11 protein-coding genes are annotated in these 10,602 nt (G+C 70.4%); 8 read left to right on the top strand and 3 right to left on the bottom strand.

Annotated features, from left to right (window positions below):
* Positions 1 to 74: 74 nt before the first annotated feature.
* From AB0P07_RS15390 to AB0P07_RS15380, 3 genes are all read right to left on the bottom strand, one after another.
* Positions 75 to 566, bottom strand: coding sequence for a hypothetical protein (locus AB0P07_RS15390; protein WP_365550292.1), 492 nt, complete (start codon positions 564 to 566; stop codon positions 75 to 77).
* Positions 563 to 1,153 carry a DUF4913 domain-containing protein gene (locus AB0P07_RS15385; protein ID WP_223828698.1) on the bottom strand — a complete coding sequence of 197 codons (591 nt, stop codon included), beginning with the start codon at positions 1,151 to 1,153 and terminating at the stop codon, positions 563 to 565. Before AB0P07_RS15385 ends, AB0P07_RS15390 begins: the two co-directional genes overlap by 4 nt.
* Before the next feature lie 286 nt (positions 1,154 to 1,439).
* On the bottom strand, positions 1,440 to 2,195 hold the full coding sequence (locus tag AB0P07_RS15380; RefSeq protein ID WP_365550289.1) for a site-specific DNA-methyltransferase: 756 nt from the start codon (positions 2,193 to 2,195) through the stop codon (positions 1,440 to 1,442).
* Between the two features lie 523 nt (positions 2,196 to 2,718).
* Here AB0P07_RS15380 and AB0P07_RS15375 point away from each other — a divergent pair.
* The 8 genes from AB0P07_RS15375 to AB0P07_RS15340 all read left to right on the top strand — a co-directional run bounded on the left by AB0P07_RS15375 (position 2,719) and on the right by AB0P07_RS15340 (position 10,589).
* Positions 2,719 to 3,849 carry an NlpC/P60 family protein gene (locus AB0P07_RS15375; protein ID WP_365550286.1) on the top strand — a complete coding sequence of 377 codons (1,131 nt, stop codon included), beginning with the start codon at positions 2,719 to 2,721 and terminating at the stop codon, positions 3,847 to 3,849.
* Positions 3,850 to 3,988: 139 nt separating this feature from the next.
* A complete protein-coding gene (locus AB0P07_RS15370; protein WP_365550283.1) occupies positions 3,989 to 4,306 on the top strand; it encodes a DUF6112 family protein in 318 nt (105 codons plus the stop codon).
* Complete coding sequence (locus AB0P07_RS15365) at positions 4,306 to 4,986, top strand: hypothetical protein (RefSeq protein WP_365550281.1); 681 nt, start codon at positions 4,306 to 4,308, stop codon at positions 4,984 to 4,986. The genes AB0P07_RS15370 and AB0P07_RS15365 overlap by 1 nt, the downstream gene beginning before the upstream one ends.
* 35 nt (positions 4,987 to 5,021) lie before the next feature.
* Positions 5,022 to 6,371 (top strand): ATP-binding protein, encoded by a 1,350-nt coding sequence (locus AB0P07_RS15360; protein WP_365550278.1) that lies wholly within the window; start codon positions 5,022 to 5,024, stop codon positions 6,369 to 6,371.
* 89 nt (positions 6,372 to 6,460) lie between these two features.
* A complete protein-coding gene (locus AB0P07_RS15355; RefSeq protein ID WP_365550275.1) occupies positions 6,461 to 7,933 on the top strand; it encodes an SCO6880 family protein in 1,473 nt (490 codons plus the stop codon).
* A 58-nt stretch (positions 7,934 to 7,991) separates the two neighbouring features.
* Positions 7,992 to 8,462 carry a DUF6238 family protein gene (locus AB0P07_RS15350; RefSeq protein ID WP_365550272.1) on the top strand — a complete coding sequence of 157 codons (471 nt, stop codon included), beginning with the start codon at positions 7,992 to 7,994 and terminating at the stop codon, positions 8,460 to 8,462.
* Positions 8,463 to 8,485: 23 nt separating this feature from the next.
* Positions 8,486 to 9,028, top strand: coding sequence for a hypothetical protein (locus tag AB0P07_RS15345; RefSeq protein WP_365550269.1), 543 nt, complete (start codon positions 8,486 to 8,488; stop codon positions 9,026 to 9,028).
* 46 nt (positions 9,029 to 9,074) lie between these two features.
* A complete protein-coding gene (locus AB0P07_RS15340) occupies positions 9,075 to 10,589 on the top strand; it encodes an ATP-binding protein (protein ID WP_365550267.1) in 1,515 nt (504 codons plus the stop codon).
* Positions 10,590 to 10,602 lie beyond the last annotated feature (13 nt).

The raw sequence follows: 10,602 nt of genomic DNA, 5'->3' as shown, positions 1-10,602 counted from the left end.
GCTTCGCCAGGACGCAATAGCCGGCCGATCCCCGCGACCGGCAGTCCTGCCCCAACCTCACCGGGAAACGGACATCAGATCACGAACCGCCCTCTCAGGGTCGGGGGCAGTGCGGGTTGGGGTAGGCCGGGCACCGCGTAGGGCGGCGGTCCCGGTTTGGGGGCGGGCTGGCGCGTGCCCAGCTGCGGCGAACGGGTGCGCGCCGCGTGGGTGCGCTCGCTCAGCGGGCGCCGGCGGATGCCGAGGCGAGTCCGGGCGGCGTCGTACACGTCGTGCGCCTCGCGTGGGCGCACGGCCACGACGTGGATCTCGGTGGTGTGCGTGGCGGTCGCGGGCGCGGGCCGCTGGGCGTAGACGATCCGCCAGGCATTGCGGTGATCGACGTAGACCTTGCGGCATCCGGCCAGGTCACGGGTCAGCTTGGTGCCGGACAGGCGGGCGTTGACGATGTCCTGGAGCTGGGCGAGTGCCAGGTCTCGGATGTCGACGGGGGCTTGGAGGAGGTCGGTCAGGGCGCGTGGGTCGAAGGACAAGCCGTACTGCGGCCGGTCCTCGCGGCCGGTCATCCGCTCGCCTGGCCCGGCGCGCCGGGCTCCTCGCGCTCCTCAGGCTCCTCAGCGCTGGTGGTGCGATTCGAGGGACGAGGGCCGGGCAGCACCCGGTGCGCGGGCCGGTCCGGATCGGTCATGCACGCGGACAGCGGCCCGCCGGCCGCCCGGACGGTCGCCATGGCGTGGGTGAGGAAGTCCCGGTGCCACACGAACAAGCCGGACAGTCCAGCTTCGGCGTCCTTGTGCTGCTGGTAGGCGAGCCACAGGGCGTGAAGCCAGGCAACGACGTCTTCGTGCTCCTGCCACTGCTCACACCACGGCGCGGCGGTGGTGACCTCCGCGCCGTAGACACGCACCAGGAAGTCGTCGACCCAGTCCGACAGGGCATCGAGTTCGTCCTCGTACTCCTCGTCCTCCAGCTCGAGGATCGGGCGTGGCTCGGGTGGTGCCGGCGCAGCGGGCAGGCCCGCGAACCCGGGGAGGCCGTAGGCGCCGAAGGGCGAGTCCGGGGGTGGTGGTGCGGCGGAGAGGGTGTCGATCTGTCGGTCGTGATCGGCGAATCGGGCCGTCAGTTTGGCGACGTCCGCCTGGATGCTCGCCAGACCGGCCTCCGGCACGCGGACCGGCTCCAGTTCCCCCTCCTCCGGCAGGGGGTGGGAATCGGGCGTGTGGGCCGGTTCCGTCCCCGCGTCCTCCGGGGGGTTTATGGATTCAGGCACGAAAAGGGGCCTCCTTGAGCCGCAGCCATAGGGCGTTGATTGTGGCTCCAACCATCCGGAGAATCCCCGGTTTCGGTAACCGGGACTTCGCTGCTATAACGCTGCGCGAGATACGGCCAAGGCATGCACTGGCCGGCCTGAATGCCGCGCCTCGCGCAGCGGGTCGCCCTCAGACAGTGAGGGTGAAATCGCCCTGGGAAAGGGTCTGTTGCAGCGTTTCGGTGAGGCGGTCGGAGGCGATCTGGGCGTACTGCTTGGTCTTCTCGACGCCGATGAAGTCGCGGCCTTCCAGCAGTGCGGCGACCCCGGTCGAGCCGGATCCGCACGTGAAGTCCAGCACCGTGCCGCCCTCCGGGGCGATCTGCACCAGCTCCCGCATGACCGAGACCGGCTTCTGGGTGATGTGCTGGCGCGCCTTGCCGCTGGGCTGCGAGGCGCTGTACAGACCCGGCAGGTAGACGGGATTGCGGGAGGCGTCGATCGGCCCGTTGGACGCCCAGACAATGAACTCGCAGTTCTGGGTGAAGCGCCCCTTCTGGGGCCTGGCCTGCGGCTTGTGCCAGGCGAGCACGCCGCGCCACAGCCAGCCGGCGGCCTGGATGGCGTCCGTGGTGACCGGCAGCTGTCGCCAGTCGGTGAACAGCAGCGCCGTGCCGCCGACCTTGGTGAGGCGGTGCGCCTCGGTCATGATCTGGGTGAGCCAGAACCCGTAGCTGCGCTGGTCCATGTTCTCGCCGGTGAAGTCCGGCAGCTCGTGGCCGGCGTCGGCGGAGGTGTACTTCTGCTTCGCGGACCGGCTCGTGCGCTCCTTCGCCGTACGACCGCCGCTGTTGTACGGCGGATCGGTGATGACGGAGTCGACGCAGTTGTCAGGCAGTTCGGCGAGGACGCCGAGCGCGTCGCCCTGATGCAGGGAAAAAGGCAAAGAGATACCCCAATTCGGGTCGGGTGAGAGAGGGAGAGACGCTCCAGCTCGCCTGGATTACCCCACGGGACCGAATGCGGGCCGACGGCTCCGCGGTCTGCTGCGCGAGGGGGCAAGGGGAGGAGCCAAAACTGTAGGGCACGATCCCCGGTTGGGAGCTATCGCCACCGGAAACCCCGAAACAGAGCCTTGATCACGAAGGATTTCGGCAACCGGGGATCGGCCCCTACTGTTTTGGAACTGCCCGGCGAACACCGCCGATGGCACACCCCCGCCCCTGCCTTCGTGGAGGTATCCCCATGTCCTGGCACACCTGACCCGACGCCCCGTGCTGACCGCGAGCGGCAACTCGCGACAGCACCTGGGCCACCCGAATTACCCACCACCCGGACGTCGCGCCCTTTCCTCAACGACGCACGCGCCGCCGGGACTTCACCAAGGACCTCGCTGTGACATCGCTCTACCCTCCCCTGCCCGCGATCCGTCCGCCGGTCCGTGACCGCCTTCCGGGAGGCGGGCCGGATTGAAGGGCATAGCCGCCGGCATCGGCGTCGTCGTCCTCTCCCCGCTCCTGCTCGCCGGCACCGCCATGATGATGGCGTCCTCCAGCGAAGCCTCCACCACCGCCGCCTTCAGCGGCTGCCTGACCGGCATCGACACCGGCGAAGTGACCAAGGAGGTCACCAAGCTCCTCGACGGCGCTGACGGCAAAGACGTTCACATCCAGGGCTTGGACCTTCCGGCCGAACAGATCCCCAACGCGCAGACCATCGTGGCCACCGGCATCAGTCTTGACGTGCCCAAGAAGGGCCAGGTCATCGCGATTGCCACCGCGATGCAGGAGTCACGGCTGCGCAACCTCAACTCGGGCGACCGCGACTCCCTGGGCTTGTTCCAGCAGCGCCCCAGCCAGGGGTGGGGAACAGCGCAGCAGATCCGCGATCCCGTCTATGCGAGCGAGCAGTTCTATAAGCACCTGCTCAAGGTCGACGGCTGGCAGCAGATGAAGGTCACCCAAGCCGCCCAGGCCGTCCAGAAGTCCGGCTACCCCGACGCCTACGCGCAGTGGGAGGACCTCGCCACCGCGCTACAGACCGCCATCGCCAAGACGTTCCCGAACGCCGACAAGGACGAACCCGCCAAGGACTCGACCAAGGACAAGGACACCGAGGCCACTACCGGAGGGTGCACGCCCGACCAGGACGGCACGTCCTTCGGGCGGATCCCCGAGGGCAGCGTCCCGAAGGGCTACAAGATCCCCAAGGACGCCGACCCGAAGGCGCGCAAAGCCATCGAGTGGGCCATGCACCAGCTCGGCACCCAGTACCAGTGGGGCGGCACGTGCACCGACTCCCACGGCCCCGACCCGATGGGCCGCTGCGACTGCAGCTCGCTGATGCAGCAGGCGTACGCGCACGCCGACGTCAAGCTCACCCGCACCACGTACACGCAGGTGCACGAAGGTAAGGCCGTCTCGGCGAAGAACCTGAAGCCCGGTGACCTGATCTTCAGCCGCGGCACTGCGGCCCGGCCCGAACACGTCGGGATGTACATGGGCGAGGGCCTCGTCATCGAGGCGCCGCGCACATCGAAACCGGTCCGGATCACCCCGATCAAGGACTGGGACATTTTGGCCGTCCGCCGCGTCCTGTGACGTCGCGCCGGCCCGGACCTCTGCCGGGCCGTGCCTGCCGGGCCCCTTCTCGCGCCGCGAGCGCACCCCTCCCCTTCCTCTTCCTCCCCTCCCGCCGGCCCCTGTACGGCCCGCGCACGCAAGGAGTCCCGCCACACCCATGCCCATATCTCTCGCAGACCGCGCCGCCGTCCTCCTCGCCTACGACCCAGGCATCTCGCCCAAGGGCGGCGGCCTCCCCGGCCTGTCCGTGCTGAAGAACGTCGTCAACAGCATCAACATGTTCGGGATCATCGCCGTCGTCGGCGCCCTCGCCGTGTCCCTCGGCGTGTGGGCCTGGGGCCACCACACCGGTGGCCACCAGGCCGAGGCCAACGGGAAGAAGGGCGCGGTCGTCGCCGCCGGCGCCGCGCTCGGCCTCGGTGCCGCCAACGGCATCGTCGCGTTCTTCTCCAGCCTGGGGTCGCAGGTTCACTGATGCCGAATCGATTCCCCTCCCTGTCCGGGTACGGCGTGACCTGGTCGGCCAACAAGCGCGTCGCGATCGTCGCCCTGGTCATCACCGCGCTGCTCGCCCTCGCCGCGACCACGGCCTGGTTCACCGGCCGCGGTGAACACCACGACGAAGGCAACACGCCGTCGCAGGCGTCCACTTCCTCGCCCACCGAAGCCGCACCGAAGCCCGCGGCCGGGTCGGGATCGGTGCCTAAGCCTCCACAGATCGCCGAACCGGTCGCCTTCGCCAAGGCCGCAGCAGAAATGCTCTGGTCCTACGACACCCGCGACACCAGCCGTGACCAGCAGCTCGCCGGCATGCGCGCGTGGATGACCAAGGAGACCAAGTACACCGACTGGGCCTCCGTGTCCGGTCAGGTCCCCGACCCGCTGCTGTGGTCGCGCATGACCGACCAGGACCAGCACGCCACCGGCACGGTCACTGAAGGCCACTACCCCGGCGCGTTCAAGCAGGCTCTCGCCGAGGACCCGTCCGCGATCACCGAGGCGTACATCTACGTCGTCACCGTCAACGGCAAGCAGCAGATCGAGTGGAAGAAGGGCGGCGGCGGAGCAGAGGACCGCGCCGTGACTCTCGCCGTGCAGTGCCGCCCCAACCACGACTGCACCCTGGCCGCCATCGCTCCCAGCGTCACGCAGTGACCCCCCTCACCGACCGATAAGGAGATCAACTCGCCTTGGGTTTCTGCGATTTTCCCGTAGCGGACAAACTCTGCGCCGTCGGCGAAGCAGTTGATTTCGCGAGCGATCCCGGCAAGGCCATCGGCGACTGGATGGCCAAGAGCGCCGGCGAACTCGCCGCCGCCGCGGCCGACCTGGCCGCCAAGGCAGTCGACGCCACCACCAAAGTCGATCTGAACGCCGGATGGTTCCGCGACAACTACGAGATGCTGCTGCCGATCGGCCTGGTCATCCTGGTCGCGACGTTCTGCGCACAACTCATCCGAGCCGCCATCAAACGTGACGGCCAAGCCCTCACCCAGGCATTCACCGGCACCGCCAGCGGCGTGATCTTCGCGTTCGCCGCCATCGCCGTGACCACCGTCGCCATCGAAGTGGTCGACGCCCTGTCCGCCGGCCTGTTCAAAGCATCGAACCTGTCCATCGAAACAGCCGTACGCCGCATCGTGAAGGTTTCCCAGATCCCCTCCCTGGCCGGTCTGGGCTGGCTGGTCGCGGTGTTCGCCGGGCTCGGCGCCGCCGTCGGAGCGTTCCTCTACTGGTGCGTGATGATGGTCCGCAAGGTCGGCATCCTCGTCATGGTCACCCTCGCGATCTTCGCCGGGGCCGGCGGCGGCTGGGAGGCCGCCCGCCGCTGGCGGCGCGGCTGGATCGAAGCCACCGCCACCCTCGTCGTCAGCAAACTGCTGATGACCATCATCTTCGTCCTCGGCATCGCCGCCATGGGCAAGACCGAGGCCAAGGACGGCCTTGGGGCCCTCGCCGATGTCATGGCAGGCATCGTGATCATGGTCTTGGTCCTGTTGTGCCCGTACGCCACGTTCAAGTTCGTCCACTGGGCGGCCGAGGGCACGGACGGAGAGTCGATCCACCGCGCCGGTGGCGCCGGCGCTCAGCTCGCCCGGCAGCACGCCGAGAAGGCGGGCCGTAAGGCCGCCGCCGCGGTCGCTACCGCAGGGACCGGCGGCGCGGCAGCCGGAGCGGGCGCCGCAGGACCCGAGGCGGCCGGCGGCGGATTCCCCGGCGACATCGCCGCCAACCCCACCGGAGGCGGCGGCCAGGAAGGCCAAGGCCCCCAGGGTTCCGGAGGAGACGGGATCAAGAACGGTCTGGAGAAGGCGGTCCAGCCGCCCCCGACCAGCCCCGATGACGACACCAGCGGCCAGGTAGGCGGCGCGCCCGGAGGCGGCGGCGGTTCTGCCTCGGCCCCCAGCGGCGGCAGCGGCTTCATGTCGCAGCCCGGCACCGGCTCCACGCCTCCGCCGCAGGGTGCCCCGCCGGCACCGGACTCGGCCGGCACCTCCGGCGGGACCGGCACGCCGCCGCCCCCGCCCACCGGCCTGTAGCTCCTGCCCGACTCCGGGGCGGCACGCGCTGCGCACCCCTTCGCCGCGTGCCGCCCCGGCCACCGCCCCGCGCACCCCCGGAACGGCCCTTGTCTGATCTCACCGTCCAACCGCTCACCGTCAAATTCCCCCACCGCTCCAGGCGCGGCATCCTGCTGGGCCTGTCCCTTCCCCAACTCGGCCTCGTATCGGCCGCGTTGGCGCTGCTGCTGATCACGGTGGTGTCCACCGGGCTGCTCGGCGCCATCGCCCTGACGCCGCTGTGGGCCGTGGTCGCCGCCCTGGTCGCCATCCGCCGGCACGGCAGCTCACTGATCGACTGGGCGCCGATCGTCCTGCGCTTCGCGCAGCGGCGCCGCACCGGGCAGACCCTGTGGCTCGCCCGGCCCGTCACCCGTCCCCGCCAGGACGGCGTCCTGCACCTGCCCGGCACCGCCGCCTCGCTGCGAGTGGTCACCCCGGGCGATTCCGCCAACGGCGCCGCCGCCGTTCACGACCCTCACCAGCAGACCCTGACCGCCATCGCCCGGGTCTCCAGCCGGGCCTTCGCCCTGCTGGACCCCGCGACGCAGAACCACAACGTGAGCAGCTGGGGCCGTGCGCTGGCGGGCATCGCCCGGACCGGACACGTGGCCACCGTGCAGGTCCTGGAGCGCACCGTCCCCGACAGCGGCGACACCCTCGCCCGGCACTGGGCCCATCAGGGCCATCCCGAGACACCGGTGGCCGGGCAGGTCTACAGCGACCTGGTCGCCTCCGCCGGACCGGCCGCCGCCCCGCACGAGGCATACCTGGCCATCAGCCTCGACCTGAAAGCGGCCAAGCGCCTCATCTCGCAGGCCGGCGGCGGCCTGCCCGGCGCCTTCACGGTGATGGAGCAGACCACCAGCTCGATCGCGCAGGCCGCGCGCAGCGCCGGGCTGATGGTGACCGGCTGGCTCTCGGCGCGCGAGATCGCCGCCGTCATCCGCACCGCCTACGACCCGGGGGCTCTCTCCGCGCTGCAGCAGTGGTCGGAGTCCGGGCGGGCCGAGGCCGATCCGGCCGCCGCCGGGCCCGTGGTCCAGGTCGAGGAGTACGACCGGCTCGCCACCGACTCCGCCCGGCACGCCACCTACTGGGTCGAGGACTGGCCTCGCACCGAAACCTCCGCGGGCTTCTTGCACGGCCTGATGTTCACCGCCGGGGTGCGCCGCACCCTCTCCCTCATATACGTGCCACAGGGGCTCGAGTCCGCGATGCGCGACGTCCAGCGCAAGAAGGCCGCGATCATCGCCGACGCCAACGAGCGCTCGCGGCGCGGGCAGGTCGACTCCGAGGCCGACAGTGTCGAGTACGCGGACGTGAAGACCCGTGAGCGCCAGCTGATCGCCGGGCACGCCGACGTTGCCCTGACCGGACTGCTCACTGTGTCCGCCGAGACCGACGCCCTCCTCGACGCAGCCTGCGCGCAGATTGAGACCGCCGCCGTCACCGCCCAGGTCGACCTGCGGCGTCTGACCTTCCAGCAGCCCGACGCCTTCACGCTCGGCGCGCTGCCGCTCGCCCGCACCGCCCTGTAATCCCGCACCCGGCATACGCCGACGTCCTGCCGCCGCGGCAGGAAGGAACCTTTCCCCTTTGACCTCTGCCCTCCCTGTCGGTGACGCGTACCCGTACCTGCGGGCCGCCAGCGCCGGCATCCGCCATCACGCGCGCACCCTCGCACCGCGCGCCCAGCACCCGGCCTCGGCCGTGGACCGCGTGCAGCTCGACGTGCTGCACGCCCATGTGACCGCGGTGCACCAGCTGATCGACCAGCTTGCCGAGGCCACCCGGCCCGCGCATCCCGCCGCCGGCCGGCAGCTCGCCACCGCTCACACCCGGCTGTGGCAGGCCATCGCCGCCGTCCACGACGCCTTCCACCTCCTGCCCGTGGCGGAAGAGACCGCGGCGAGCACCGAATGCCACCCCGAGCGCCTGCCCGAGGGACCTCCCGTCCTGACCATCTGCCAGCGCCACCTCGCCGCCGGCCACGTCGTACGCCGCAAGACCACCCCGGCCGACCTCAACGCCCCGGCACCCGGCCGCACCACCACCTGCAGCCAGTAGCCCCCACCACCGAAAGGCCCTGCATGCGCAAGCTCAAGCGCTCCACCTCCACTGCCGTCATCGTCGCCACCCTCGCCGGAACCGCCGCCCTCGCCACCGCCGCACCGGCCTCTGCCGCGTCGTACCACTGCAAGACCAGCAGCTACACCGTCGACGACCCCAGCTACACCGGCCCCGATTCCGACAACTGGGACTTCGACGTCACACTCTGCGCCAAGCGGAGCAGCGGCTACATCTACACCACGGCCAAGGTCGTCTGGGACGGCCCCTACGCGACCAACCAGCACAGCAGCCTCACCTTCAACAAGGCGCGCTTCCACCTGCAGACCAAGCGCTCCACCGCGGGCACGGACCCGGTCGTTAAGTACGCCAACTACACCTACCTGGAGCACGCCCTCGAACACAGCAGCGGCAACGGCAACGGCTCCTACGAGACCGGGACGCTCAAGACGAAGGCCAGCGGCCAGTACCAGTACCTCGCGGACGGCTACATCGAGCTGGACTGGTCCGGGGACGGTGCGGGCTACCGCAAGCCGCTCCTGTTCAGCGCCTCACCGCGCGTCTGACCTGAGCACTGCGTCCTGATCGCCGTCACGTGAAAGCCACCGACTCATGAGCCACCGGCCCGCCCGCCGCGCCCGCCGAGCCAGCGCCAGCCCTCTGTTCACCCCGCACGGCACCGATCGCGCCGCCCGCAAGGCGGCCCGTCGCCAGCTCGCCGAGGCCACCGCGAAGGCCCGCACCGAAGCAGGCGCCCACACCCATAGCACCGGGGCCGAAGCTCGGGAGATGCCGGCGCCGATCTTCCCCCCGGGCGGCCGTCCCGGCCCCGCTTCCTCCCGCCACACCAAGATCAAGCTGCCCGCCCACCGCATGACCACCGCCACCGCTTCTGGGGCGTACCCGTTCCTCGCCGAAGGCGGCCTCGGCGCCGAGGGCATCTACATCGGCCGCGACGTACACGCCGAAGCCTCCTTCTGCTTCGACCCCTTCGCGCTGTACGGCCGCATCGAAGGCTTCACCAACCCGAACGTGCTGCTGGCCGGCGTGATCGGGCAGGGCAAGTCGGCCCTCGCCAAGAGTTTTGCGCTGCGCTCGATCGCCTTCGGATACCGCGTCTACGTCCCATGTGACCCCAAGGGCGAATGGACACCTGTGGCACAGGCGCTGGGCGGCACCTCCATCGCCCTGGGACCGGGGCTTCCGGGCAAGCTGAACCCGCTGGACGCGGCTCCGCGACCCACCAGCGTCTCCGAGGCCGACTGGGCGTCCGAGATCCGCAAGCGCCGCCTCCTGCTGCTCGGCTCCCTGGCCCGTACCGTCCTCGGGCAGGACCTGCTGCCGATGGAGCACACCGGCCTCGACGTCGCCCTGGACGCCGTCGTCGACCGCGCCGCCGCGAGCGGACGCACCCCGCTGCTCGGTGACATCGCCGCCACCCTCAACAACCCCGACGAACTCGACCGGGTCGGCGGCGTCATGTCCGGTCGCCTCGGCGACGCCTCCCGCGACCTGGCTCACGCCATGCGCAGGTTGGTCCACGGTGACTTGGCGGGCATGTTCGACGCGCCGAGCACCGTGGCGTTCGATCCCAACTCCCCGATGCTGACCATCGACCTGTCACGCCTCGGCGGCTCCGGCGACGACACCGCGCTGGTCCTCGCCATGACCTGCGCCTCCGCGTGGATGGAGTCCGCTCTGTCCGACCCGCACGGCGGCCGACGCTGGATCGTCTACGACGAAGCATGGCGGCTGATGCGCCACCCCGGCCTGCTCGCGCGGATGCAATCCCAGTGGAAGCTCAGCCGCGGCCTGGGCATCGCCAACCTGATGGTCATCCACCGACTCAGCGACTTGCTCACCGCCGGCGACGCCGGATCCCGCGGACGCGCGCTGGCCGAGGGCTTGCTCGCCGACTGCTCCACCCGCATCATCTACCGGCAGGAAACCGACCAACTCCAGGCCGCCGCCGCGCTGCTGGGGCTCACGTCGGTGGAGACCGACGCGATCTCCCACCTCAACCGCGGACGCGGCCTGTGGAAGGTCGCCGGACGATCATTCATCGTGCAACATCTCCTGCACCCGCACGAACTGGCACTTTTCGACACAGACGCACGCATGCACTGACCCTGTCGAGACG

Source organism: Streptomyces sp. NPDC085944 (assembly GCF_040686295.1).
Classification (GTDB): Bacteria; Actinomycetota; Actinomycetes; order Streptomycetales; family Streptomycetaceae; genus Streptomyces; species Streptomyces salinarius.
The sequence above is the reverse complement of the archived record's forward strand: the minus strand, read 5'-3'. Positions and strand labels throughout refer to the sequence as shown.